At 38.3% G+C, this 25,548-nt stretch carries 20 protein-coding genes; 7 read left to right on the top strand and 13 right to left on the bottom strand.

Annotation, left to right across the window (positions count from 1 at the left end; all coding sequences use genetic code 11):
• Window positions 1-12: 12 nt before the first annotated feature.
• The 3 genes from ACFSAH_RS01280 to ACFSAH_RS01270 form a co-directional block, all read right to left on the bottom strand.
• Window positions 13-2,433, bottom strand: coding sequence for a sialidase family protein (locus ACFSAH_RS01280; RefSeq protein WP_379660872.1), 2,421 nt, complete (start codon window positions 2,431-2,433; stop codon window positions 13-15).
• Between the two features lie 17 nt (window positions 2,434-2,450).
• Window positions 2,451-3,806, bottom strand: a complete 1,356-nt coding sequence (locus ACFSAH_RS01275) for a T9SS type A sorting domain-containing protein (protein ID WP_379660871.1) — start codon at window positions 3,804-3,806, stop codon at window positions 2,451-2,453.
• Window positions 3,807-3,986: 180 nt separating this feature from the next.
• The gene (locus ACFSAH_RS01270; protein WP_379660870.1) at window positions 3,987-4,745 is read right to left on the bottom strand and encodes a hypothetical protein; all 759 of its coding nucleotides are present in this window, start codon (window positions 4,743-4,745) and stop codon (window positions 3,987-3,989) included.
• Between the two features lie 483 nt (window positions 4,746-5,228).
• Here ACFSAH_RS01270 and ACFSAH_RS01265 point away from each other — a divergent pair, with 483 nt between their 5' ends.
• Complete coding sequence (locus ACFSAH_RS01265; RefSeq protein ID WP_379660869.1) at window positions 5,229-6,140, top strand: hypothetical protein; 912 nt, start codon at window positions 5,229-5,231, stop codon at window positions 6,138-6,140.
• A 16-nt stretch (window positions 6,141-6,156) separates the two neighbouring features.
• Here ACFSAH_RS01265 and ACFSAH_RS01260 read toward each other — a convergent pair whose 3' ends face one another.
• Both ACFSAH_RS01260 and ACFSAH_RS01255 read right to left on the bottom strand, forming a co-directional pair.
• Window positions 6,157-7,290 (bottom strand): FecR family protein, encoded by a 1,134-nt coding sequence (locus ACFSAH_RS01260; protein WP_379660868.1) that lies wholly within the window; start codon window positions 7,288-7,290, stop codon window positions 6,157-6,159.
• A gap of 5 nt (window positions 7,291-7,295) precedes the next feature.
• Window positions 7,296-7,895, bottom strand: a complete 600-nt coding sequence (locus ACFSAH_RS01255) for an RNA polymerase sigma factor (protein ID WP_379660867.1) — start codon at window positions 7,893-7,895, stop codon at window positions 7,296-7,298.
• A gap of 486 nt (window positions 7,896-8,381) precedes the next feature.
• Here ACFSAH_RS01255 and ACFSAH_RS01250 point away from each other — a divergent pair, with 486 nt between their 5' ends.
• The 6 genes from ACFSAH_RS01250 to ACFSAH_RS01225 all read left to right on the top strand — a co-directional run bounded on the left by ACFSAH_RS01250 (window position 8,382) and on the right by ACFSAH_RS01225 (window position 13,952).
• Window positions 8,382-9,353 (top strand): ribonucleoside-diphosphate reductase small subunit, encoded by a 972-nt coding sequence (locus ACFSAH_RS01250; protein WP_379660866.1) that lies wholly within the window; start codon window positions 8,382-8,384, stop codon window positions 9,351-9,353.
• Between the two features lie 45 nt (window positions 9,354-9,398).
• Window positions 9,399-11,774 carry a ribonucleoside-diphosphate reductase subunit alpha gene (locus tag ACFSAH_RS01245; RefSeq protein WP_379660865.1) on the top strand — a complete coding sequence of 792 codons (2,376 nt, stop codon included), beginning with the start codon at window positions 9,399-9,401 and terminating at the stop codon, window positions 11,772-11,774.
• 268 nt (window positions 11,775-12,042) lie between these two features.
• Window positions 12,043-12,708 (top strand): MCP four helix bundle domain-containing protein, encoded by a 666-nt coding sequence (locus ACFSAH_RS01240; RefSeq protein WP_379660864.1) that lies wholly within the window; start codon window positions 12,043-12,045, stop codon window positions 12,706-12,708.
• Between the two features lie 48 nt (window positions 12,709-12,756).
• On the top strand, window positions 12,757-12,972 hold the full coding sequence (locus ACFSAH_RS01235; protein WP_379660863.1) for a cysteine-rich CWC family protein: 216 nt from the start codon (window positions 12,757-12,759) through the stop codon (window positions 12,970-12,972).
• Window positions 12,973-13,087: 115 nt separating this feature from the next.
• On the top strand, window positions 13,088-13,453 hold the full coding sequence (locus ACFSAH_RS01230; protein ID WP_379660862.1) for a methionine-R-sulfoxide reductase: 366 nt from the start codon (window positions 13,088-13,090) through the stop codon (window positions 13,451-13,453).
• Between the two features lie 76 nt (window positions 13,454-13,529).
• Window positions 13,530-13,952, top strand: a complete 423-nt coding sequence (locus ACFSAH_RS01225) for a septal ring lytic transglycosylase RlpA family protein (RefSeq protein ID WP_379660861.1) — start codon at window positions 13,530-13,532, stop codon at window positions 13,950-13,952.
• 115 nt (window positions 13,953-14,067) lie between these two features.
• On the opposite strand, the gene ACFSAH_RS01220 is transcribed toward ACFSAH_RS01225, so the two are convergent.
• From ACFSAH_RS01220 to ACFSAH_RS01185, 8 genes are all read right to left on the bottom strand, one after another.
• On the bottom strand, window positions 14,068-15,381 hold the full coding sequence (locus tag ACFSAH_RS01220; RefSeq protein WP_379660860.1) for a T9SS type A sorting domain-containing protein: 1,314 nt from the start codon (window positions 15,379-15,381) through the stop codon (window positions 14,068-14,070).
• A 76-nt stretch (window positions 15,382-15,457) separates the two neighbouring features.
• Window positions 15,458-16,855: a sialate O-acetylesterase gene (locus tag ACFSAH_RS01215; RefSeq protein WP_379660859.1), complete on the bottom strand. Its 1,398-nt coding sequence runs from the start codon at window positions 16,853-16,855 to the stop codon at window positions 15,458-15,460.
• A 7-nt stretch (window positions 16,856-16,862) separates the two neighbouring features.
• Window positions 16,863-17,666: a fibrobacter succinogenes major paralogous domain-containing protein gene (locus ACFSAH_RS01210; RefSeq protein ID WP_379660858.1), complete on the bottom strand. Its 804-nt coding sequence runs from the start codon at window positions 17,664-17,666 to the stop codon at window positions 16,863-16,865.
• A 1-nt stretch (window position 17,667) separates the two neighbouring features.
• Window positions 17,668-18,897: a sialidase family protein gene (locus tag ACFSAH_RS01205; protein WP_379660857.1), complete on the bottom strand. Its 1,230-nt coding sequence runs from the start codon at window positions 18,895-18,897 to the stop codon at window positions 17,668-17,670.
• On the bottom strand, window positions 18,884-20,947 hold the full coding sequence (locus tag ACFSAH_RS01200) for a beta-N-acetylhexosaminidase (protein WP_379660856.1): 2,064 nt from the start codon (window positions 20,945-20,947) through the stop codon (window positions 18,884-18,886). Before ACFSAH_RS01200 ends, ACFSAH_RS01205 begins: the two co-directional genes overlap by 14 nt.
• Before the next feature lie 12 nt (window positions 20,948-20,959).
• A complete protein-coding gene (locus tag ACFSAH_RS01195) occupies window positions 20,960-23,365 on the bottom strand; it encodes a hypothetical protein (RefSeq protein WP_379660855.1) in 2,406 nt (801 codons plus the stop codon).
• A gap of 9 nt (window positions 23,366-23,374) precedes the next feature.
• Complete coding sequence (locus ACFSAH_RS01190; protein ID WP_379660854.1) at window positions 23,375-24,562, bottom strand: exo-alpha-sialidase; 1,188 nt, start codon at window positions 24,560-24,562, stop codon at window positions 23,375-23,377.
• Window positions 24,563-24,588: 26 nt separating this feature from the next.
• Window positions 24,589-25,545 (bottom strand): DUF5017 domain-containing protein, encoded by a 957-nt coding sequence (locus tag ACFSAH_RS01185; RefSeq protein WP_379660853.1) that lies wholly within the window; start codon window positions 25,543-25,545, stop codon window positions 24,589-24,591.
• Window positions 25,546-25,548 lie beyond the last annotated feature (3 nt).

Below are 25,548 nucleotides of genomic sequence, written 5' to 3'. Positions count from 1 at the left end.
TCTTTTAATTTATCATGGTAATATAATACTTTTTCTTCCTTCTTGCCCTATCCAGGTTACTAATAACAAACTGTTTACAGGAAAAGCAGAAACATCTAAAGTGTTAGATCCCTGCTGTATATTCATTTGTTTTTTATAGAGCAACCTTCCTTGCATATCAGAAACCATCAGTGTTCCGCTATAAGCTTCGCTGGCATCCATAAACACACTAATTGTTTTCCCATCTGTCAATTTTACGGCCCTTAAACCAACCGGACTTTTTCTAAAATCAACACTGGTTATTTCTTCAGTTAGTTTACCGTTTTTATCTATAGATCCCAGTTTATAGATATTGGTATCAGCTATTGGATAATAATCAATAAACCTATAATCCTCCTCTGCACCTGCTTCTATTGTTTTCAAAAGTTTAAAGGACTGGTTCTGATCCAGCTTATACACATTAAAGGAACTTACCTGTTTTAAATTATTCTTCCATTTTAATTCTATGATATTCTGAGATCTTTTACCCGAAAACTCCAGTCCTTTCAAAGGCAATGTCTCCAAAAGTATATCAGGTATGTAATCCATATAGTTTTCTACTCTTCCGAAAGTGATATAATTTGAGTCATGCGCCCTTGGAACTCCGTCTCCGTAAGCTGTTCTCGACAGATAAATAATATCATTACCATCAAACTGCCAATCGGGGTACTGAAAACCAGTTAATGCAATAGATTCTGTGGCAGTATAGCCTTGATTATCCTCTATCAATCGTTTAGCATGATACCAATTCCTTAAATCCGAAGAAGCATAAAGAGCCAGTACATTCCGCTGGTTAGACTCTACCCCATTAGTATTGTCATTCAGCATAGCCCAATAAATATGGGTTACAGGATCTTTCCGGACAACAAACTTACAGGAGCCTCCCGGAAAATTTATAAAATCCGAAGAAGCGTTAAAACCTATTGTTTGCCCATTGTTACTAACTGCCTGCAAGGCAGATCTGCCAAAAAAAGGAGTAGAGTTTACGCGTAGCATATTCAGAATATTGCCATCAGTTCCCACTACAGCATTTCCTTCTATCCAACCTGTAGTACCCGCAGAACCTGGTGGATCCCATGTGCCATTAAATGTAAGCTCGTTACTTTTAGTCCATTTTGTAGCATCTAACAGATCATCATTTTCATCAATAGAAATCACAAAAGTTCTGTAGCCCCGAAATCCCGCGGCAGTAAGATCTTCCACATTCTCAAATGCCCTGTATAACCGTCCTCCTGCTTTGGCAATAGGTGTAGGTGCACCATGATATCTTGGTGCAGCACCAGAAGTTCCTTCATTAAACAACAAACCCGTAGTAGCACTTATTGGCTGAGTCCAGGTAAGTCCCCCGTCCGTACTTTTCCGTATAGCTATACTTCCATTGGCAGAAGTTGTTCCCAAAAGATAAACCGCCCCTTTATGCTCAAATAAATTTGCCCAATAAGCATCTGATAGATCAGTCAGATGCGACCAAGTTTGCCCATTATCTGCAGATTTGTAAACACTGGTCCGGTTAGACCGTCCCTGCGCATCCCGATATCCCTTTGCCCCAAAATAATCATGGGTAACCAAAATATCACCATTAGTAAGTTTCAGGATACTTGGGCTGCCCAAATATATTTCTGAAGAAGGAACCTGATATTTTACCGTACTCAGCCATAGTGCAGAAGATTCGGCGGCATCTTCTCTGATTTCAATGTTATCAATATCTATAATCGCATTCGGAGCACAGGAAGGTAAAATAAATTTAAACTTGTTAATATTCGCTGTGGCTGTAGTTGCGCTCCCTTCATTAATGACCAGATCATTCCCTATCCAAATATCAAATTTATCCTTAGCCACTGTGGCTTTATATCCTCCTGGTGTCGTATAATGTTTTGGAATTGTATCGCCCGTATTGTTAATAAATAAAGTGATAATTTGTTCTCCACTATATTCCTTCCCGTTCACAGCAAATTTTGCAGAACCTGCAGCTATTACCAATTTAATATCCAGCTTGGTATGAATACTTGCCGCTACAGGGGCAGTTACCTGAGTGGGATCAGAGAAACCCACATCAGTTCCATCGCCAAGATACAGAGCAGCATTACAGTTCGTATAATTATCTAAAGTAACCGGTTCCGATATTTTTATTTTAAACTGAAATTTCACAAAATCAGGAGCCACGGCTGCCATGGGCGTGGTACGAACAAAAAAAGCAGACGATGCCCCTTTTTTTGAAAAACGCAATGCATTATTGGTAATTGTAGACGGAGCATTACCGAAATTACTAATGCTATTCAATTGATTTGCTGTTGGACTTGTGGCATGCACATAACTATTTACAGATGTAGACGAACTAAAGTCCTGCTGAAATAATTGTGCATAGCTCAACTCACCAACTAACAAAAGCAGTGTAATGATCAACTTGGTTTTCATAATCGGCGAATTAATTTCTACTTAACAAATTTGATAGTCTGTTTTTTAACAGCCAGATTCAATACATACACCCCTGACCTGAAATTATCCGGAATCTGAATAGAGCTCTGTCCAGATTGTAGTTTTATCTGTTTGCGGTATAATATTCTTCCATTAACATCAGCGATACTTAAATCGTCTATCCCACTATCCTCACTATCAATATTTACTGTTATATAGCCAGTCCCTTCGTTTGAAATAACCTGTAGCCCATAATCATTACTTTTAACAAAAACACGGACAGTTACAGGGTATTCTGTTATTTCACCATCTAAATCTATTTGTCTGATTTTGTAATAATTATTCCCCATTTCCGGATTAAAATCAGTAAAAGTATAATTAGATTCCTTTGCAGTAGTTCCCAATCCTTTTACAGTTCCTATTACCTTGAAATCGCTCTCTCCCGTTGATCGCAATACTTCAAAACGGGAATTATCTTGCTCACTTGCCGTAGCCCATTTTAACACAGCAGTATTTCCTGATTGTTGCACAGTAAAAGAAGTAAAAGTTACGGGTAATACAGACACATCACCATACATACTGATATCATCAATATCTATTGTTCCGTTAGGGAAGCTTGAAGAAGCTCTTATTTTAAACTTATTGAATGTGATTAGTTCTGCATTTGCGTTCAAAGATCCTGCTGCTGTCGCCTGGGTTGTATTAATATAGACTGCCTGCTTCCCTGCTGGCAGGTTATAGTTTGTACCATTAGGCCCTTTGTAAGATAAAACAGAAGAGGTTCTATTGACTATTAATATAAGTTCATTCCAATCTGCAGCAGGATAAAAGCTGTTGGTAGCACTAACAAATATATAATTCGTATTAGGTTGGTATCCTGTCACCTCTTTATTACTATCATAGGTAATCTTTCCACTAGGATCAGATTTCACAACTCTTAAATTAACACTCCCAAATACATTGGATGCTGCAGGAACACTTGTGTCATTTTCATCAAAAGTAGTTGTTGGGAATGATGTTGTAACGTCTCCTAAATAAAAACCAAGTATATCGCTTTGAGCTGTTGTCACATTTGATCCCGTAATCCTCAACTTGAATTTCAGCACTGCCACAGAGGAAGTATTACTAAATGCAGTATTCCTGATAATAACACCTGAAGATGACCCTATCTTATCGAATCTCAAAAAATTACTACTGTTTTCAGTTTCGATTGTACTTGGCGCATTGTTAAAACTAGATACCCAATCAAATTGCCCAGTTCCACTCCCTACATAATCTGTTTTGTCGGTACTCGACTCAAAATTCTGTTCAAAAATTTGTCCGTAGCCATTTAAGCTACTCAATACCATAAGAGTAAATAAAAGTTTTTTCATAATTTATTATTTATTGGTTTATGACTGTGAATGATGAAGTTGTCCGGGAAGTTTCAGGATTTATCATGCTCAACTTATTTCAGCATTCTAAAACATAACATTAACATTCCTGCAAAATGCCCTGCACTCAATTTGATTCCAGTATAGATGCGCACCTACTTCCCGGACAACTCTTATATACTATTTTACTGATACTGAATTGCCTATAATCAAATCATCAATATCAATTTTCAAGTTGGGGTAATCTGGAGTAAACCTGAGTTTAAACTTATCAAATGTAGTTTGGCCGCCATTTAAAGATCCGGATCCAATCTGTAATGCATCCCCCACCCAGATAGCCTGTTTATTATTTTGAAGCGTGTAATCTTTACCATTAGGAGCTTTAAAAGTAATTGCTTCTCCGGTTCTGTTAGCTACACAGGTTATAGTTTGCCAACCAGCAAAAGTATTTTTTTCTACCGGACTGATATAAAACCTATACTCTCCATTATCCCCCTTCAAAACCCTAAGTCCGAAACCACTAAACAGATTATCATTAGGTACACCTGCTGTATTGTTAGTTTCAAAAGCATCCGTATTACCTGCACCCAAATAAAACATAGCCAATTTATTTTCAGGAGTTTCGGCTACATCCGGGCCAGACACCCTTAATTTAAACTGCACATAGGCCAGGTTATTTGATGCACCACCTGTTAAAGGTGTGCTTTTGGATATAATTACCGATGAAGAACCTATCTTATCAAAACGTAAAAACTTATTCCCGTTTTCGGTTTCAATAGTACTTTTTGAATTTCTAAAATCCGTAATCACATCAAATTGGTTTGCACCACTTCCAATGTAAGTTCGCTTATTTACTGACTCATTAAAGTCCTGTTTAAAAATCTGCCCGTAACTGTAGCTTGAATAAATCAAGGCAATAAAGAGAAACGCTTTTTTCATATTCTATTTTTTTGTTGTTTTTGTTTTCTATAAACATCTCCAACCAATAGACCCTTCATAATCAATCTATAGCACATGCCATCTCAGGGAATTCAGGCAATTGGTTTCCTTAATTACACCGGACAAAACCTTTCGGGTGAACGATTTTTAAAATTTCTCCAATTATTTTTCATCAGAAACCAGAAGATCTATACAGGAAGAAAAAAAAAGATAGCTTATATGGCCCAATCTTTACTCCTGCCATCGCCTGAAAAAGACAGGAGACTTGTTAGAAACAGATTGTAAACAGTATATCTATATATCTGATGTAAATACAAAGTTATACCAGAGTAAGTCCACCTTTTTCAATAAAAACATGGATTTACTATTGATTGTCTTTAGCTTTATTTCATTTTTATTTACAGCTAATCCTTTGTCTTTCTGCCAATTATCTCCTATCTTTATTAAAGCAGACTTATACCAACATAAAAAGGAGGTTTACAGATGGCTATTATTGACAAAAAAGGGTTTATCCGTGGTAGAATAGGAAATATGGTGTACCGAAAAGTGGGTGACACCAATATTATCCAAAGCAGACCCGGAAAAGTACGCCAAACAGCAGCGACCAAAGAAAGTGCGCTGGAATTTGGGCTAGCAAGCAGTACTGCTAAAGTATTGCGACAAATGTTTGCAGGCTTATCACACTATGCTGATGGTGGCATGATTAACCGTTTGAACAATACGGTATTAAACGCTATCAGGAATGGAGATGGTGCTACCCGTGGGCATCGTGACCTACATCAGGGAGATCTTTCTGCTTTAATAGGTTTTCAGTTTAACAAAAATTCTCCTCTGGATGAAACACTGCTGATAACACCAGATATTGTCATCAACAATGATGGTTCGGTAAAAGTGATGCCACCTGCCATGGACAGCAGCGAATTGTGCTGGCTGGATAATGCTCAGGGCTGCTCACTTCGTTTTACGGTAATATCGGTAGATTTTAAACAGCAATACCATCAGCTACTGGGACATCACGAGATAGAAGTAACAAAAGGTAAAAGTCTGGAACAAATGGAGTGGATTACCCCCGAAAGTGCAGAAAATGGCAGCATAGTGCTGGTGGCACTTTCTGTTGTATTTTATGCCCCTGACGGTATCCGCCACAATGGTATTGTTCTTAACGATAAAAGTTTCTTTCCGGCAGCCATCATTGCGGCTTTTCATGCTCCTGAAACAGCAGACGGTAAAGAAAATAAAGAAACAAAATCTTACAGACTACCTCTTCCAGGCTATCTGGGCGGAGATATCTTACGTGAACTGGAACGCCTGCAACTGAAAGAAAGTAAAAAGAGGAACAACAATAGCAGTGGTATGTCGCCTCCTTCCGGTAAAGGGAAGATATTATTTAATTGAACTTAACTACAGGTGCTTATTTAAACCGGATTTCTTTACCCGATACTTCATAATTAATATCAGCAGAAGCTTCCAGATCTTTCAGAAAGGCCTGTAATTGTCCCTTTTCTATTAAACCGGAAATGGCTAAATCATTATATTTATTGGATTGAAAATCCAGGGACATGTCAAACCACCTGCTGATTAAAGGAGCCAGGTCTTTTATCCGTAAATTATGGAAATAATAGATGCCTTCCCGCCATGACAGTACTTCTTCTGCATCAAAAGAATGGGTTTTAAATCCGGTATTCAGATTGTAATTCGCCTGTATACCCGGTGTTAGTTTTAACGATTGTTGCTGATGTTTTGCGGTTAACAACACCGAACCTTCCACAAGTGAGGTTTTCATGTCTGCGCCATAGGTATTGACATTAAAACTGGTTCCCAATACTTTAACGGCAGCATCTTTAGTATGTACAATAAAAGGTTTGTCTTTATTTTTTGCTACTTCAAAAAAACCTTCTCCTTCTAAATACACCTCTCTGGTATCTCCGGAAAATTTTGTGGGGAAACGAAATGTTGAAGTTGAGTTCAAAAATACTTTGGTACCATCAGCCAGGGTTATTTCATAATCTAATTTGGCAGGTACCACCAGGGTATTAATTTTAGAAGAAGATGTACCCTCTATAGATTTGATCGCATTTCCTGAGGCATTTAGTTTTAAATCGCCTATATTAATAATACTATCGGTGTTACCATTTAATGTAATGGACTCTCCTCCTTCTACAAAAAGTTTTACCTCATTATGGTTATTTAGTGCAAATACCTGTTCGGTAAGCACAGACTCCTGCTCAGCTTTTTGCAGCCAATACCTGACACCAAACCCCAAAAATATAATTATTGCTGCAGCAGCGTACATCCAGTTATAGCGTATTTTTTTTCTGCTATTGATAGATTTCTTTATTTCTATAAGTTTTTTTTCGGTATCCAGATTTTCTACAAAGGTATCTACACCCAATGCCTCCCTTTCTTTCAAAAGCGATTCATAAAACGCCCTGTTGTCTGCCGTTTTGCCGATTATTTGCTGCAAAAGGACATCGTCTTCATAGGAAATCATTCCTACAAGTTTCTCTGAAAACAGCTGTCTGATAATATCATGATCGGACGACATAGATGTTATATATTGTAGATGTACTTTATTATATATACAATAAAAATTGTAATACAGGTGAATTCTTTTTTGTTTTTTATTTTTTCTCTTAAACTTTTCAGTCCAATTTTCAGGTGCGTTTTTAACGAGTTTATACTTATTCCCATTTTATCTGCCGCATCCTGATACTTTTTATTTTCCAGATAAACCATGGTTAACGCCTGTCTGCGCTGTGCAGGCATATCGCATAAGGCCTGTTCCATCAGCACATACATATTTTCCCTTAACTCCATTGCATCATTATCATCTGCAATTTCTTCCTTCAGCTCAATACTTTCCTGCTTTCTCTTTAGATTATTGCTTGCCCTGATATGGTTTAGACATCTATTTTGTATAGACCTGAATAAATATCCTTTAATTTCACCTTCCAATTTCAGATACAGTCGTTTTTCTGCAAACTCTATAAAAAAGGTTTGTACCAGGTCTTCTGCATCCTCTTCACTTTTCAGATAAAAAAGGGCATTCACACAGAGTACTTTATAGTATTTCTTAAACATGGCATCGAAAGCGGCAGATTCTCCCTGCTTTAACTGCGCCAAAAGGTTTATGTCTGAGTTTAGGATCATAACAATCAGATTACTTGAATACCTAAAAAAGCAAACAACTCTCTTTATGAATAAAATTCAAAAATTAGGTGCAAATTAGTCAGGACAATATCTGCTTTTTTTTTACAACTAGACTGACCATTGTTTACAAAACACTCCAATATATTATCTTTATAATTAGCAGGAAGGTATTTTCGCAGACAAACCAAATAAAGTGGTTAAATCCATCTACTTCCGTACCAAAAATAACATAAAAGGCACATTGTTTATAACTTTTATGTTTGTGTAAAACTACTTTTTTGGGTGTATTAAATAACCCTTACTTTTATATGAGTTCTTTAAAACCAGCCAAATTCAGCCGATATTCAGTAGCGTTAATATTACATCATCTATAAAAACACGGACCTGGTTATAAAGAAACTACTATCATTTAATAAAAGCAATCAACAACGCATCTGACAGATGTAATACACTGACGTTTAACAATAATTTTTTTAATTAACTACCATGCAAGAGCAAGAAGAAGTATTACTGAGAGAAAACAAGGACCGGTTTGTTATTTTACCTATCAATTATCCTGATATCTGGGAAATGTACAAGCGACACGAAGCCAGTTTCTGGACCGCTGAAGAAATTGACCTTTCTTCTGATCAAAAAGACTGGGATTCGCTAAACGACGGGGAAAGACATTTTATCAGTCATGTACTGGCTTTTTTTGCTGCAAGCGATGGTATTGTTAATGAAAATCTGGCCGTAAACTTCATGAGAGAAGTGCAGCTGCCTGAGGCCCGTTGCTATTACGGTTTTCAGATCATGATGGAAAACATCCATTCAGAAACCTACGCCCTGCTTATTGATACTTATATTAAAGATGCCAAAGAAAAAGATTATCTGCTTAGAGCTATAGATACTATTCCATGTGTTCAGAAAAAAGCGGAATGGGCTTTGAAATGGATTGAAAAAGGCACTTTTGCTCAACGACTGGTTGCTTTTGCCGCTGTAGAGGGCATATTTTTTAGTGGCAGTTTTTGTTCTATCTTCTGGCTAAAGAAAAGAGGCTTAATGCCGGGCTTAACTTTTTCTAATGAGCTGATCTCCAGAGATGAGGGGATGCATTGCGAATTTGCCTGCCTATTATATGGTATGCTTAAAAACAAATTGCCTAAAGCAGAAGTACAGGCTATTATTACAGAGGCTGTTGAGATTGAAAAAGAATTTGTAACAGACGCCCTGCCAGTAGATCTGATAGGAATGAACTCCAGATTAATGCAACAGTACATTGAGTATGTTGCTGACAGGTGGCTGGTAGAACTGGGAAATCCTAAAGTTTATAATGCCAGTAATCCGTTTGACTTTATGGAACTTATCTCGCTACAGGGTAAAACCAACTTCTTTGAAAAAAGAGTGGGCGATTATCAAAAGAGCGGGGTAATAGGCGATAAAGATTCGCAATCTTTCTCTTTAGATGAAGATTTTTAATACAGGAACACACTCACAAAAATATAACTTCTAAAACCTTAAAACATGTTTGTAATAAAAAGAGATGGAAGAACAGAGTCGGTAAAGTTTGACAAAATTACGTCAAGGATAGAGAAACTAAGCTATAGCTTAAATCCGCACTTTATTGATGCTGTAGAGGTTGCTAAAAAGGTAATTGATGGTTTGTACGATGGCGTAACAACCTCTGAACTTGACAGCCTGGCCGCTGAAACCGCAGCTTCGTTAACCACCAGACATCCTGATTATGCTATTTTAGCTTCCCGGATAGCGGTATCTAACCTGCACAAGAATACGGTAAAATCGTTTTCGGAGACGATGCGTATTTTATATGAGTATATTGATCCTAAAACGGGTAAAAATGCGTCTTTGATTGCTGATGATGTGTATGAGGTGATTAAAAATAATGCTGAAATTCTGGACAGTACCATTATTTACGACCGTGATTTTAGTTTTGACTATTTTGGGTTCAAAACCTTAGAACGTTCTTATCTGTTAAGAGTAAATGGTAAAATAGTTGAAAGGCCGCAACATCTATTTATGAGGGTGGCTGTTGGTATTCATAAAAATGATATTGATAGTGCCATCAAAACTTATGAATTGATGAGCGAAAGATGGTTTATACATGCTACTCCTACCCTATTTAATGCGGCTACTCCTAAACCTCAGATGTCCAGTTGTTTTCTGGTAGCTATGAAGGACGACAGCATTGAAGGGATTTACGAAACTTTGGGACAAACGGCAAAAATATCGCAGTCTGCGGGTGGTATTGGTTTAAGCATTCACGATGTGAGAGCAACAGGTTCGTACATCAGTGGCACCAACGGCACCAGTAACGGTATTGTACCTATGTTAAGGGTTTTTAACGATACTGCCCGGTACGTAGACCAGGGTGGTGGCAAAAGAAAGGGGGCTTTTGCTATCTATCTGGAACCTTGGCATGCTGATGTTTACGAATTTCTTGATTTGAGAAAAAATCACGGTAAGGAAGAGTTAAGAGCCAGAGATTTGTTTTATGCCTTATGGATTTCGGATTTGTTTATGAAGCGTGTAGAGGCTGACGGTAACTGGAGCTTATTCTGCCCGCATGAGGCACCAGGCTTAGCGGACTGTTTTGGTGCTGAATTTGAGGCTTTATACGAAAAATACGAGCAGGAAGGCAGAGCCCGCAAAACGGTAAAGGCACAGGATCTTTGGTTTGCCATTCTAGATGCCCAGATTGAAACGGGAAACCCTTATTTACTCTATAAAGATGCGGCTAACTCCAAATCTAATCAACAGAATTTAGGGACTATAAAAAGCTCTAATTTATGTACCGAGATTATAGAGTACACTTCACCTGATGAAGTAGCAGTATGTAACCTGGCATCACTATCTTTACCACGCTTTGTTATTGACGGCAAATTTGACCATCAAAAGTTGTATGATGTAACCTATCAGGTTACTTTAAACCTGAACAAGATTATAGATAACAATTATTATCCGGTACCGGAGGCCCGGTATTCCAATATGCGCCACAGACCTATAGGTTTGGGGGTTCAGGGGCTGGCTGATGCTTTTATCTTACTGAAGCATCCTTTTGATAGTGCTGAAGCGAAAAAACTGAATGCAGATATTTTTGAAACATTGTACTTTGCGGCAATGACTGCTTCTGCGGATCTGGCTTTGAAAGAAGGGGCTTACGACACATTCCAGGGCTCTCCCCTGTCTCAGGGGAAATTCCAGTTTGATTTATGGAATGTAAAACCAGATAGTGGAAGATGGGATTGGGATAAACTTAGGAAAAGGGTTATTAAAAACGGGGTAAGAAACTCTCTTTTACTGGCTCCTATGCCAACGGCTTCTACTTCTCAAATATTGGGTAACAACGAATGTTTTGAACCTTACACTTCCAATATATACACCAGAAGGGTATTGAGTGGTGAGTTTATTGTAGTAAACAAACACCTATTAAGAGATTTGGTAGAGCTTAACTTATGGAATGGTAAGATGAAGGATGCCATTATTCTGGCAAACGGTTCTATCCAGAACATTGAGGGTATTCCTCAAAGTGTTAAGGATCTTTACAAAACTGTTTGGGAAATTAAGATGCGTGATATTATAGACATGGCAGCGGATAGAGGGGCCTATATCTGTCAATCTCAATCGTTAAACCTGTTTGTTAGTGCTCCTACTGCTTCTAAGCTTACTTCCATGCATTTTTACGCCTGGAAAAAAGGGCTTAAAACAGGCCTATACTATTTACGTACACAGGCTGCGGCGCAGGCTGTCAAATTCACGGTAGAAAGTCAGGCAGGTAAAGAAGTTGAGCCTGTTGTTATAAAAAATGCTATTCCGGAAACAGAAGAAATTCAGGGAGCTGTTTGTAGCATGGAAGACGGCTGTTTATCTTGTAGCGGTTAATAAACAACAGTTTTAAACATACAAGGAAGGGGCTGAACTTTCACATTTTATCATTTCGCCGATAGGAGGAATTTCATGGTAATATATTCTGCCATAGATTCCTCCCCTTGGTTTAAATGACAAAACAATGTTTAGGACAGCCCCTTTTATTTTATCCGTACAGCGGCTCTTTATTTATGTTTTTTTCATTATCTTAAGCTAATTATCAAAATCTGGCAAGATGCTGGTTATAGAAAACATTACAGTATAAACTCAGCTTCTTTATAGCATGAATTGGCAACATATTTTTTCTAACAGAATAAAAGCGGCAATAGTTCTGGCCATTCTTATGACCGGTATTATCATCAGCAACTTTTTTGAACGCAAAATTCTTAAAAGTAATAAACAAGCAATAGAATCTATTTATGAAGATCGGTTAAAACCAGCTACTTCTATATTTGAAATGCGCCAAATGATGGCCAACCGTATTTTTCTGTTAGAGCGTTACGCTACTGACGAGCTTTATTCTCAGGATATACTAAAATCTGACCTGCATAACATAGATACAGAGTTTAACCAATTAATGTCTGATTACGAAAAAACCTATCTGGTGCCGGAGGAAGAGCAATTTCTTTCTACATTAAAAGATGATATCGACAAACTGAATAGCCTAACAAATGATTTAGCTGTACATGATAAGCAAATTATTCTCCAAAGATTACAAGAGGTACATAAAAATGCGGAGGCTATTAACCAGGATTTGTATCAATTGAGTAAGATGCAGGGTAAAATAGGACAGGAGATTCTTGCGCAATATATGAGAGATCTTTCGATAAGCAACATGATCAATTCGGTACAAATTGTGTTGGCTATAGCCATTGGTATTATCATTGTCATGATGCTGTCAAACAGACGGATTACACTCTCTAAAATTGAGGATCATCACCTTAATTGAGTTTTTAGAATAATTTCTTCCTCTCTTTTTAGCTAAATTTGCAGAAGGATGGAAAAGGGAGTACATGAAAAACACGAGGTAATTAGCTGTAGCAGATGCGGTAACAGCTTGCAGTGTAAAGCCAACTCTCCCTGGAATTGCGAATGCAATACCGTAGAGCTTAACAAAGATGAGATACAGTACATTAGCGAGCTGTTTTATGATGGTTGCTTATGTGCCCGCTGCCTCAACGAACTTAAGGCTGATTTTAATGCTCTGGTTTAACAGTATAATTTCTTATTAAATTAAGCGTTAGAATCTTATATAGTGGCTTACACAAAAACATGATCATGCTGCACCTGTATACCATCCATTAACAGTTTTTATATAAAAATATATTATGGCCTATAACAAGCTTACCCCTGAAGAAGAATATATTATTTTACATAAGGGAACTGAATATCCGTTTACCGGAGAATACACCAATCTCAAAGCCGCCGGAACCTATATTTGCAAACAGTGCAATGCCCCTCTTTACAGATCGGAAGATAAATTTGAATCGCATTGCGGTTGGCCAAGTTTTGATGATGAGATTCCCGGAGCGGTAAAAAGACATATAGATGCTGATGGAAAAAGAATAGAAATTGTATGTGCTAATTGTGGTGGACATTTAGGGCATGTATTCGAGGGAGAGCGGTTTACAGCCAAAAATACACGCCATTGTGTAAACTCGCTGAGCATGAAATTTATCCCGGCAACATCCTAAGAATTTTAATTTTTTAATTTTTTATTTTATCTTCGAAGCTTTGCCAATTGTGGCATCACCTTGTAAATCAAGAAGAATGAAAATATTATTGCTTTTAGCAGCAGTTTTTACATTCGGTTTTTCGAATGTAAATGCGCAGGAAAACGATGAAAATATAGTTCTAAAAAAGGGCAAAGCGACTTACTACCATAGTAAGTTTGTAGGTCGGAAAACCACCAGTGGCGAGGTGTATAGACATGAGAAACTTACCGCAGCACACAAAACTCTTCCTTTTGGAACCGAGGTAACGGTAACCAATCCAAAAAACGGAAAATCTGTTACAGTAGTGATTAATGATCGCGGACCTTTCAGTAAATTTCTTATGATTGACCTTTCGCAGTCTGCCGCTAAGGAGATTGGCATTTTGGGTGCAGGGATTGCTTCGGTTGAAATGACTTATGAATTACCAGGCAATAAACTGGCTAATAAAAATAAGGCTAAAGAGGACTCTGATATCTAAAAAGAGTCTGTCTCTCTCTCATTTCTGAATCAAGACAAACTCTTTTCTTTCTTCTTTTTATTTCGGTTAGACAGCAAAATATTGCTAATCGCCTTTTATTCTGCCAAAGTATTGCTTAATTCAACAGTTTAACTGATGAGCTTTGTTGACTCCCATCTTCTACTGTTACCACATAAACTCCTTTTTGTAAGTTAACGGGCACTTCAGAATCATTACCTGTAACATTTAGCTTCCGGTTTAAAACTATCTTTCCGGTAATATCTGTCAAGGTTAATTTCAACTGTTGTCCTGTAGACTGATAATTTAGTTTAAGTATGCCATTTGCATAAGAGGCTATCAATTTATTGGCGTTCAGATTATAATTTACGACAAGGACCTGAGTAAATTCTTCCCATTTCCCATCATTATCATATTGTTTTAATTTATAGTAATTGGTACCACTAACGGGACTATTGTCTATATATTGATAATCTATCAGTTGATTGGAATCTCCGTGTCCTTTAACTGTAGTGATACTTTGAAAAGATTTTCCATCACTAGATCTTAATACTTCAAAATGACTGTTGTTTTTCTCTGATGCGGTTTGCCACTGTAGTTTTACTGCATCTCCATAAACTTTCCCTGAAAAACCTGTTAACGAAACAGGAAGTACCGATTGATCCCATATTTTAATATGATCCACCTCGATGTTCATACTATGCATTTGGGAAGGAAAGACCATTTTGAACATACTGGGATTAACTGTACTGGTAGTTGCCCCAACACCGGCTCTGACTCTCGTGGTTCCGAACCAAACATCTATTGCATTTGCATTTAAGTTGGTTGAACTACCATTCATGCCCATATAATTTACCGCTGCGCTGGACTTATTACAAAAAATAGTTACTTCTCCCCAATCATTGAGCCCACTCCACACCTCCGGTGAAGAGCTACCTATTCTGTATCTAACCGTATTATCTGGTGCATCTTTTGTTTCTACAACAAAATCAAATTTGGTAAATAGCTCATTATCTGTAGGTGCTGCTGTTGAGGATAGATTAGTCCACCCTGTGCTGGTTGCTCCATTACCTATATAAACATTAAACCCTACTGTACCGGCATTATTATTCAGGTAAGATAACTTAACCTTGAACTGAAACTTCAGGAAGCTAATATTATCAGAAGAAATTGGTGTATTTCTAATGAGTAAAGCGGAAGATCCTCCTGTGGTACCATTTGTTTTTTCCCATTTCAATGCATTATTATTTATACTTGGCTGGGTAGTCCCAAATGCTGAGATACTATTTAATAGATTAGCTGTTGGCGAGCTGCTAGAAAAATAATCCGTTACTGTGTTTGAAGTAGAAAAATCCTGATTAAACAAATTTTGAGCAAATGATGCTCCATTGTACAAAAACAATGTGATTAAAAACATGTACACTTTTTTCATAACATTAAATTTATTTGGTTATAGATTTGACGAGGAGAAAAAGGAATTTCCCCCTCGTCTTTTTATTAATTTCTTTTTAGATTTTCCAATCATCGGTTCTGAAAGGAGATACAGGTAAACCCTTACTGTTAAAAAGGTTTGGCATAGAGATATCTGAAAAACCGAATCTCACTGCCACCGGGTTTTTAATAGCTTTATTATAAACAATCAGTTTATTTCCTGATACCTTATAATCTGCAGGTATAAACTTTTGAGAACCATCGGCAATCAATAAGTCTATAATATGCGGGCCATTTACTTTCAGACTACCTTTCAGATAATCAAATTCAATAATAATTTTATCTCCTTCTACCCGATGAGATTTATAAACCGGAGATTTATAATCTTCTGATTTTTTACCGTAAGTTTCTACCAAAGCTAGTTCAGATAGTCTTTGAGCAACTTCTTTCTTTTGTGTTGGGTGAATATTGGTTACATCCGGCACTAAATCTGTCACTACCGCCATAGCTGTTTTAGGAAGATGGAGTGTTTTTACCTGTTGCTCTCTTAACAATGCCCCTCGTTGCTCTTCTGGTTTTGACTTGTAATCATAAGGTGCTATCTGTACATAATAGAAAGGAAATTCAGATCCCCATGCATCTCTCCATGATTTTATCATGGTTTCAAACAATTTATTATATCCATCGTAAGAAACAATGTTAGATTCGCCCTGATACCAGAATGTACCGGCTATGCTATAACCCACAAATGGACCAATCATGGAATTCCACAGGCTACCCGGTTCATGAGGTTTTGACGGGGCTGGTCTTTGCTTTTTAGAATTTTGAAGCAATTCAGTATCTGCCAGAATTACATTTTCCGGTGTCCAGAATTCTGCTGCTGTTCCTCCCCAACTGGAGTTTATAATACCGATTGGCACTTTCAAATCTGCCTGAAGTTGTTTAGCTATAAAATAGCCTATAGCACTAAAGTTTCTGACAGTCTCGGAAGTACAAGGTGTCCATGCATCGAAGATATTGTCCTGAGGGGTTAATGATGCTACATTACTTACATTCAATAATCTGATATTTGGATGATTGGCTGTGGGCAACTCATCCAGCATTTCTTTTAATCTGTTATTGGCATTCCATTGCATATTCGATTGTCCTGAACACAACCAAACCTCACCTATCAAAATGTTTTTGAGAACCTTTTTATAGGTTCCGCTTTCAACTGTAATTTCGTATGGCCCACCTGCTTCCGGTGTTTTTAATTTGGTTTCGAAACGGGCATGACCTGAGGCTTTTACCTTAACGGGTTGATTAGACCAGGAAGGGGTAATGGTAACTTCACTCCCTCTGTTTCCCCAGCCCCAAAAATTAACTTCTGCATTGCGTTGCAAAACCATATTATCTGAAAAGAATGAGGGAAGATTAACCTGGGCTAACAATTGCCCTGACAGCAATACCAGAAGTATAACTAAAATATTTCTCATCCTGTTACTATTTACTTCTGATACATCTTACAGATAAACCACCGCCTCTGCTGAAAGCAGGATATTCTAATCCTTTATTACTAAAGTTAACCAGGTAAGAATTACCTGTAGCTGCAGCTGATGATGACCATATTCTTAACATTCCTGTCTGATTTCCTACTTTTCCGTTGTTTGCGTTACGCATACCGGCAGCTACTAGTTTTAGGTTAGAAGAATAAGCTGTTAGCAGACTGGTTACTTTTTCGGCAGTCAATACGTCTTTCCACTCCTGTATAGTTGGAACACGCCATTCTCTACCTAATAATTGTTTACATGGGTCGCATCCGTTAATCTCATTAATCTTTGCCTGCTCATTGGCTTCCCAGGTATCGTACTGATCGCCACCTTTCCACCAGAAACCTGTATTTTTCTCTGAGGTATAGAAAGGATTTTTTTCTGTTTTGGATAATCCTCTCGGATTATTTGGCGACGCCACGCTCATTTCTATTTTACTATCTGCTCCCTCATGACCATCTAATCCTCTTCCCCATTGGATATAGTATCCATAGGCATTTTTATCGGCAATATTGGCAGCTGGTCTTAATGCTCCTAAATTCTGCTGTAACCAAATTTTCCCGTCTGCGGCTCTTACGGTTTTATAATCTACCTTATCTTCTCCTACAGATACGGTAACAGAGCCTGACGCTCCTATTTCTTTTGCCGGCACAACTTCGTTGGCATTACTTGCTGTTTGCTGGGTTACTTTCTTTGCCGTACACCCTATGGACAGGGTTAGGGATACTGCTAATACATAAACAATTGAGTACTTCATATTATTCTGTTTTTAAATTTGCTGGTAAATAATTTCTAAAATCTTCTAATCGTCCAAAAGTGATCCGGTTAGAATCATGATAGTTTCTGGATCCCCCATAGGAGGTTCTGCTTAAATAAATAATGTCTTTTCCATCGAACACCCAATCCGGGTACTGGAAACCTGTTCTCTTAATGGATTCTGTTTCACTTAAATCCTGATCGTCCTGCATTAAAGTTGTTGCATGATACCAATGGCGTAAATCTTTTGATGCAAACAGAGACAATACATTTCTTTGGGCCGGAAAACCTGGGTTAGTATTGTTATTGGATAGCATCCAATAGATTGGTTTATCGGGATCTTTACGGATTACGAATTTGCTCATCCCTCCGGGCAGGGTGATAAAATCATTGGCATTAAAGGTGGCTGTTTTTCCATCATTCAGAATTTCGACCATAGCTCCTCTGTCTACAAAAGGGGTTGAGTTTACTCTTAAGATGTTCCAAAGTCGGCCTTCTGGTCCTGCTACCATATTACCTTCTATCCATCCGGTTGTATTTTTAGACCCTTCTGGATCTTTTGAGCTGTCGTAAGCGACTTCTGTACTTTTAATCCAGCTGTCGGCATTTAACAGATCTGTATTTTCATTTGCTGATATGGCAAAAGCTTTATAGCCCCTCATTCCGGGCAGAAAATCTGTAAGGTTTTCAAAGGCTCTGTAAATTCTGCCCTGATGATAAACTACGGGGACAGGTGCCCCATGATATTTGGCAGCGCCCTTTACAGCATCAGTAAACAAAAGCCCGTTTTTTGAATTGGTGGGATTGGTCCATGTTTTTCCATTGTCCTGAGACTTCATAATAACAATGTTTCTGGTTCCTACGCCTGCCGATACGCCCAAGAGGTATACGGCATTTTTATGCTGGAACAGATTGCCCCAAAACATTCCTTTAAGTTCTGCCAGAGGTGACCAGCTTTTACCTTTATCTTTAGAAACGTAAATAAATGTATCGTCTGACCCTACAAACTTTCCAAAATAATCGAAAGAAGCTAAAAGGTCGCCATTCTGGAGCTTTACAATACTTGGACTTCCTAAATAGGTACTGGTTGATGGATCCATCCACTTTACCTGACTTATCCATATTTTAGTATCTACCTGCTCACCTGGTATCTGCGACCGCACCTCTATGGATAAGCAAAGGAACAGACCCAGAAAAATAAAAGCTATTTTTTCTTTGTTAATCCACTGCATAGGTTAAGAGTTTTTTTGTAGAATCGATGATTTTTATAAACTCCACATTTCCTCGTGGTTTTACCATAAACCTCATTTCATCGGTCAGTTTATCTGCTTTGTCATAATCCATTCTATTCTTAGGTTTTAGTTTACCTGCTGATTTAGCCAGAATATAATCTACCAGTTGACTCCCTATCACAGATAATCTTGCCAGATTTGCCGAAACTGGTTCTATCTCTCTTATAGCCGGGGCTACTTTCATAGTTTCCTGTAGTTTGAAATGATTTTCTGACCACAGATGATAATGTTCTTTGATTTGATTGCCCAGTTCTTGCGTTGGCTTCTGAATAAAATCTTCAACCAACCAGGTAAATTCTCTGGCTACCTTACTATCAGGTCTTGCGGCATCTACCACCATAGTTAATGGCGTATAGGTATAATAGGTAATTCCCTGTTTTCTTCTGGAAAGTTCTTTCATGGGCTCTACCACATCTACAAAGGTTTTCAACGCAGTTATATCGGCTCCATTGGTGAGCCTTTTCAGCATAACTTCGTAGTTTTTATTATGAGTTAGCCCCAGAAACTCCAGACGGTTGCTGGTAATTTCCAATCTTCTGTACATATCTTTTACGTCTCTTATCTCTTTTGGAGACCATAGTCTTTCGGCAATTGCAGCGGTAGCTGGCCAGGCTCTGGAGTCGATAGTTTCTGCCGAAACAATCTCGCCCCACATGGCAGATTCTCCTCCATACACATTAGCCAACTGCTCAGGTGTCAAATCATGGCTTTCTTCCAGAGGTTCGTTCAGATAGTAGTCTTTTACATCAAAAAGCAAGTCAACATAATAACCTGACGAAATAATTACCGGATATCCTTTTTGAGCTGCTTCGGTTAACGAATGCTTTCCTCTCCAGGAATGAATCATGATATCTTTGGAAATACCTGGTTCCAGGATTTCGTCCCATCCCATCATTTTCTTTCCGTATTTCGCCAGAATCTTTTGTAGCTTTCCGTTGAAATAGGTTTGTAGCTCCATATTGGAATGGAGGTTATTCTTTTTCTTAAATTCCTGTATTTTCGGATTGGCATCCCATTGCAGCCCCCTGTTTTCATCGCCTCCAATATGGATATACTCGTCAGGAAAGATATGAGTCATCTCCTGAATAAAAGCATCTATAAATGGATACAGAGCTTCGTTTGTTGGGTCCATTGTTGGGGCAGGTTCAAAATGGCTGTATTTGGTTTCTACCTGATAGGTACCGGGTGCACTTGCATATTCCGGATAACCTGGGAACCAACTGGATGCGTGTCCCGGCATATCAAATTCGGGCACTACCCTAATGCCCCGGTCTGCCGCATATTTTACAATATCTTTAAGCTGTTCTTGTGTCAGGTATTTTCCGTTGGAACCTTTTTCATGTAATTTAGGATATACCTTGCTTTCTACCCTGAAACCCTGATCATCTGTCAGGTGCAAATGCAATACGTTCATTTTAACCGCAAGCATAGCATCTATATTTCTGATGATTACTTCATACGGAATCCAGTGACGTACAACATCTATCATCAATCCTCTCCATGCAAATCTGGGATTGTCTTTGATGGATACCTGTGGAAAATAAAAACCTTTTTCATCTGCTTCCAGTAGTTGCAACAGTGTTTCCATACCGTACATTGCCCCAATTTCTGTTGCCGCATTCAGCTGAATTTTATCTGTGCCGATTTCCAGTTGATAAGACTCATCTTCTTTTAACTGAATCTTTCCTGGTTTTTGTACATTAATTTGCAACAGCGCTTTTGAATCTCTATCTGTATGGTTTACCTGATCTTGTTTGAACCACAAGATAGTCTGCTCGTCTAAACGACGTAGGAATCTTGTTGCCGCAGAATAGATGCGCTGGTCTGGCTTTCCTTGTATAGCTAACCTAAAGGTACTATCAATATAAAGTTTGCCTTCCTTTATATCCATTTTTTGAGGTACCGGCATTAAATTGAGTGTTTTTTGTGACTGGGCTACACTTGTAAAACCGAATAACAAAAACACTCCTAATAATAATCTGATCTTCATGTTATTGACGTATTAAAATATTACCTTCTTAGTTTTTATTTCTCCATTATCGAACAGTACATTCACTAAATACACTCCCGCAGTCAGGTTGACCGACCATTGGAAAGTATGGGTCGCATGGGTTACATTGATTGATTGTACCAGTATTGTTTTCCCATCTATTGATTGTAAACGGAACTCGGCCTTTTTACTAGAAGGATGGGCAATAGATAAGGCTAGTATATTTCCATTTTTCACCAGTTCTAAACCATCCGCTGCTTTACCTGCATATACAGCTATTACATCTAAGTCTTTGGTTGAGCCTGACGGACTGATCTGGGAAAGTTTATAATAATTATAGCCTTGTGTAGGGTTCTGATCTATAAATTGGGTTGATTGCCTTCCATTTATCTGGTGTAATACCGAGAAACTTTTTCCATCTTCTGATTTTAGTAACGCATAGGTATCGTTTTCGGTTCCTTTGGATGACCAGATTAAATCAACATAGTTATTTCTAAAGCTTCCTTTAAGATTGAACGGTTTGGCAGACAGTGTTTTTTGCAATCTTACACAACGGATATTAATCCCTCCTCCTCTGCTAACTGACATGGTATTTGCTGTGGTCGCATTAATATTAACAATGCTTGCCTGCCCGCCTGATTGTGCAGTGGCTGTCCAGAAACGAGCCAGCGTACCTACACTTCCGAAGGTTCCGTTGCCTACATTACGCATTCCTCCTAAAGAAATTTTCAAATTAGATTGATATGCGGTGGCAGAATTGCTTATTCCCTCCTGTGTTAATACATTTTGCCATTCGGTGGCTGTTGGCAGACTCCAGTCGCTTCCCAGCATTTTAGCACATGGATCGCAACCAATGCTTGCATTTACATCACTAAGGTTAGCACTTAATTTATCTGTTACCGCCCCACCCGACCAAAAGTAGCCTGAGGCTGTTGCGTAATAATAAAAGGGATTGGCAGAGGTTTTACTTAATGCCGATGGGTTGTTTGGACTTAATATTCCGTTTGTTAATGTTGCATTGTTCCTTAGCTGATGCCCATCATTCCAACGGCCCCATGCAAACAAGTCTCCGTAAGATTGGGTATCGGTACTGGATTCGGCAGCCCTTACAGCACCTACATTTTGTTGTAACCAGATATTGCTATCGCTAGCCATCACTGTTTTTAGCAGTTGTGGATTTCCGTCATAATCTGTTATTAAAACATGCCCGGTTTCTCCTTGTGCCAATGGTTGTTTTTCTGATAGGTATTGTCTGAAATTTTCTACCCTACCAAAAGTGATTCTATTGGAATTATGGTAATTGTTTGCTCCGTTATAAGCTGTTCTTACCAGATAGATAATATCGTTACCATCAAACTGAAAATCGGGATATTGAAATCCTGTTTTGGCTATAGATTGTTCATGGGTTAACCCCTGATTATCTTCCATCAACGTTTTTGCATGATACCAGTCCCGCAAATTGGTAGAAATATACATAGAGAGTATATTTCTTTGTTCGGGATAATTGGGATCTGTATTATTGTTTGTAAAAAGGAAATAAACTTTAGATACAGGATCTCTGCGTATAGCAAATTTGCTCATTCCTCCAGGCAGCCTGATAAAATCTGATGAAGAAAAGGTAGCCGTATTACCATCATTGGAAATATTAATGATGGCGCCCTTGTCTACATAGGGTGCAGAATGTACACGCATAATATTGACCAAACTTCCATCTGGTGCTTCTACTACGTTTCCTTCTATCCAGCCGGTATTCCAAACCGATCCGGCTAGGTCTGATGAGGTATCATAAGGTACTTCTGTGCTTTTACGCCAATTGGCTGCATTCAACAAATCTGTTTCATTTTCGTCTACAGATATTACAAAGGCTGAATACCCCCGAAAACTCTGACTGGCATTTACCAGTCTTTCAAAACCTCTGTAAATTCTTCCGTTATGGACAATTACCGTTGTAGGCGCGCAATGATAGGTTGGATTTGATGTGCCTATTTTATCAAACAAAATACCACTTGTGGTACTTGTTGGCGTGGTCCAATTAGCACCCCCGTCAGCTGATTTTAGTATAACTATACTTCTGTAGGTTACTCCTGCTGATGTACCCAACAGGTAAACATTATTTTTATGATAAAAAAGACTTGCCCAAAATATTCCTGTAAGCTTTTTCTGCAATGTCCAGGTGTTTCCGTTATCGGTAGATTTAAATACGGCAGTTTCATTTGATGAGGTACTGCTTCCAAAATAATCATGGGAGGCCAAAATACTTCCATCCGGGAGTTTCAATAAACTGGGACTTCCCAGATATATTGCTCCGGCAGATGGGGATTGGTAATTTACCTCGCTTATCCACAAAGGACTGGTTTGTGCCTGCAACCTGTTTGTAATACACAACAGCAGGATAATGAAACTGATGTATTTTTTCATAACCGTTTTTTATTGGGAAATAGAATCGATAGTTTTTTTCAGGGTTTTCTGATAGTTTTTCAACCTGTGAAATGTCAGAAAATTAGCATCGTGATAGTTTTTAGCACTTTTATTTCCAAAATCATAAGCTGTTCTGGAAACAAAGACAATATCTTTTCCCTGAAATTCCCAGTCTACATAATTAAAACCATGCTTTTTTGTATCCTGATGTTGTAATAAAACCTGATGGACTGTCCAATTTTTCAGATCAGGGGAGGAGACCAATGCCTGTGTATTTCTAATTCTATCTAACTGTACTTTACCTCTGAATTCTGCCGGCACATAGTTTACAATGGCCAAATAGCGTTTTGATTTTTTATCAAAATGAATAGTAAACTTCTTCCCTCCTCCGGGAAATTTGATAAATCCGGTCTCTTTGTCAAAGCTTGAGGTTAAACCATCCTCAGATATGTTTACTATAGCGGCATATTCATTCTCTCTATCTTTTGGATTATGCACCCGCAACAGATTAACAATTTTCCTTTCCGGGGTTAATACCGCATTGCCCTCTATCCATGCTCCAAAATCTCCGTTCAGATAGGTTGAATCATAAGGAAGGTTGTTGGTATGTCTCCAACTGGCTGCATCTAACAAATCTGCGTCTTCTTTAACGGACATCATGAATGTACCGTACCTAAGCCCCCATTTCTTGATTTCGCCATCCGCTCTTTCCATTGCTCTCCACAAATAACCATTGTGTGACACCAGAGGCATTGGTGCACAGTGAAATTCACCCTCCATCAATAGACCTGATTTAGCGTCTGTTGGTTTTGTCCAGTTATAACCCCCGTCTGTTGATTTTTTGATGACTACATTACCGTGATGTTTATCTGTACCCAAAATATAAAGTGCCCCTTTATGTACAAATGGTTTAGACCAGAATTGTCCCTCTAAAGTGGCTACTTCTTTCCAGCTTTTTCCTTTGTTAACAGAAAGGTATACTTTGGATATAGCTGATGTGAACTCTGTGGATTGTTTACCGAAAAGATCATGTGTGGCTATGTAATTTCCATTGGGCAGAATGCAGATTCCTGGAGATCCGATATATTGACCTCCATCTGCTTCCCTATAGGCTATTACTGTTCCCGGTACGTTTTTATAATCTGCAGATTGGGAAAATACAGACAAAGCCCCCCCTATCGATACAAGTATCGACATTAAAATTCTCTTATATTTCATTTAGCTTACTTAGGTAATACCTTGATTTCTATTTCTTTTACGACTTCTTTTCTGTTTACTGAATTAGCATTGAATGCTAAAATGACAATGCGGTAATCGCCGGGTTCGTTATACGCTACCTGATAGTAATCTAACCTTCGATCGTTGATACTTTTAACAGGCAGTCCCCAATCTGGCCCAATATTTACAGATCTTGGAAAAGCCATTTTTTCGCTTACTGTCCAGTCTTGTGTTTCTACATTGGGATTGGTGGTATTATTCCGCATTACAATAATATTTGTTCCTTCGAAACCGGCTCTATCTGCTTGTTTATTGGGTGAAGAGAATATGCCTTTTTGATTAAATTTGAAGGAAGTGTAAGGATAAAAATCTTTAAAATCTGCATTGATATCGGCCTGGGTCCTTATCCTGAAATTCTGGACTCTGTTAAGATTACCTGTACCATTCACATTTTGAGGTTTTGTAATTTGCCTGATGGCGAAATAAACATGGGCGGTATCTTCTGTGCCGGAAAATATTGCATCTTTTACATCTTTCACTCCACTGGACATATAATCTCTATAGCCTGCAGGTGCCATTTTAAAACGGGCTGTAATATCTATCCAATTAGAGGCTACAATATTGTTGTAGTTGTAAACGCCATTAAAGTCTCTGGATACCAGCACTGACATTTGATTTTGCTGCGCTCCATCACGGGCATGGGTATTAAAATCCAAATAATAAGGTATTTCGCCATATCTGTCCTTATCTTTAAATTGGAAGTCGTTACCCGGTTTACCGGTGTACAGTGTAATGTAATCTACATCACCCACAAAATTGATTCTGACTGTATCGCCTTCCGTATAGGTATGCTTGTCTACGTAGGCCTCAAATTTTGGTGTATCAATTTCTTCCAGTTTATCACAGGACTGAAAAAACATTGCTGATACCATTACCATTAATCCTAAATATCTTGTTTTCATGTC

The sequence above is a fragment of the Pseudopedobacter beijingensis genome (genome assembly GCF_042678145.1).
GTDB classification, from domain to species: Bacteria; Bacteroidota; Bacteroidia; order Sphingobacteriales; family Sphingobacteriaceae; genus Pseudopedobacter; species Pseudopedobacter beijingensis.
The sequence above is the reverse complement of the archived record's forward strand: the minus strand, read 5'-3'. Positions and strand labels throughout refer to the sequence as shown.

What these genes read in the sequence shown, in the direction of transcription:
- ACFSAH_RS01210 (WP_379660858.1), bottom strand. Translation starts at nt 17,666, where the DNA reads ATGAAGTACTCAATTGTTTATGTATTAGCAGTATCCCTAACCCTGTCC.
- ACFSAH_RS01190 (WP_379660854.1), bottom strand. Translation starts at nt 24,562, where the DNA reads ATGTCGATACTTGTATCGATAGGGGGGGCTTTGTCTGTATTTTCCCAA.
- ACFSAH_RS01240 (WP_379660864.1), top strand. Translation starts at nt 12,043, where the DNA reads ATGAATTGGCAACATATTTTTTCTAACAGAATAAAAGCGGCAATAGTT.
- ACFSAH_RS01245 (WP_379660865.1), top strand. Translation starts at nt 9,399, where the DNA reads ATGTTTGTAATAAAAAGAGATGGAAGAACAGAGTCGGTAAAGTTTGAC.
- ACFSAH_RS01275 (WP_379660871.1), bottom strand. Translation starts at nt 3,806, where the DNA reads ATGAAAAAACTTTTATTTACTCTTATGGTATTGAGTAGCTTAAATGGC.
- ACFSAH_RS01250 (WP_379660866.1), top strand. Translation starts at nt 8,382, where the DNA reads ATGCAAGAGCAAGAAGAAGTATTACTGAGAGAAAACAAGGACCGGTTT.
- ACFSAH_RS01195 (WP_379660855.1), bottom strand. Translation starts at nt 23,365, where the DNA reads ATGAAAAAATACATCAGTTTCATTATCCTGCTGTTGTGTATTACAAAC.
- ACFSAH_RS01270 (WP_379660870.1), bottom strand. Translation starts at nt 4,745, where the DNA reads ATGAAAAAAGCGTTTCTCTTTATTGCCTTGATTTATTCAAGCTACAGT.
- ACFSAH_RS01280 (WP_379660872.1), bottom strand. Translation starts at nt 2,433, where the DNA reads ATGAAAACCAAGTTGATCATTACACTGCTTTTGTTAGTTGGTGAGTTG.
- ACFSAH_RS01260 (WP_379660868.1), bottom strand. Translation starts at nt 7,290, where the DNA reads ATGTCGTCCGATCATGATATTATCAGACAGCTGTTTTCAGAGAAACTT.
- ACFSAH_RS01255 (WP_379660867.1), bottom strand. Translation starts at nt 7,895, where the DNA reads ATGATCCTAAACTCAGACATAAACCTTTTGGCGCAGTTAAAGCAGGGA.
- ACFSAH_RS01185 (WP_379660853.1), bottom strand. Translation starts at nt 25,545, where the DNA reads ATGAAAACAAGATATTTAGGATTAATGGTAATGGTATCAGCAATGTTT.
- ACFSAH_RS01230 (WP_379660862.1), top strand. Translation starts at nt 13,088, where the DNA reads ATGGCCTATAACAAGCTTACCCCTGAAGAAGAATATATTATTTTACAT.
- ACFSAH_RS01200 (WP_379660856.1), bottom strand. Translation starts at nt 20,947, where the DNA reads ATGAAGATCAGATTATTATTAGGAGTGTTTTTGTTATTCGGTTTTACA.
- ACFSAH_RS01235 (WP_379660863.1), top strand. Translation starts at nt 12,757, where the DNA reads ATGGAAAAGGGAGTACATGAAAAACACGAGGTAATTAGCTGTAGCAGA.
- ACFSAH_RS01265 (WP_379660869.1), top strand. Translation starts at nt 5,229, where the DNA reads ATGGCTATTATTGACAAAAAAGGGTTTATCCGTGGTAGAATAGGAAAT.
- ACFSAH_RS01220 (WP_379660860.1), bottom strand. Translation starts at nt 15,381, where the DNA reads ATGAAAAAAGTGTACATGTTTTTAATCACATTGTTTTTGTACAATGGA.
- ACFSAH_RS01215 (WP_379660859.1), bottom strand. Translation starts at nt 16,855, where the DNA reads ATGAGAAATATTTTAGTTATACTTCTGGTATTGCTGTCAGGGCAATTG.
- ACFSAH_RS01225 (WP_379660861.1), top strand. Translation starts at nt 13,530, where the DNA reads ATGAAAATATTATTGCTTTTAGCAGCAGTTTTTACATTCGGTTTTTCG.
- ACFSAH_RS01205 (WP_379660857.1), bottom strand. Translation starts at nt 18,897, where the DNA reads ATGCAGTGGATTAACAAAGAAAAAATAGCTTTTATTTTTCTGGGTCTG.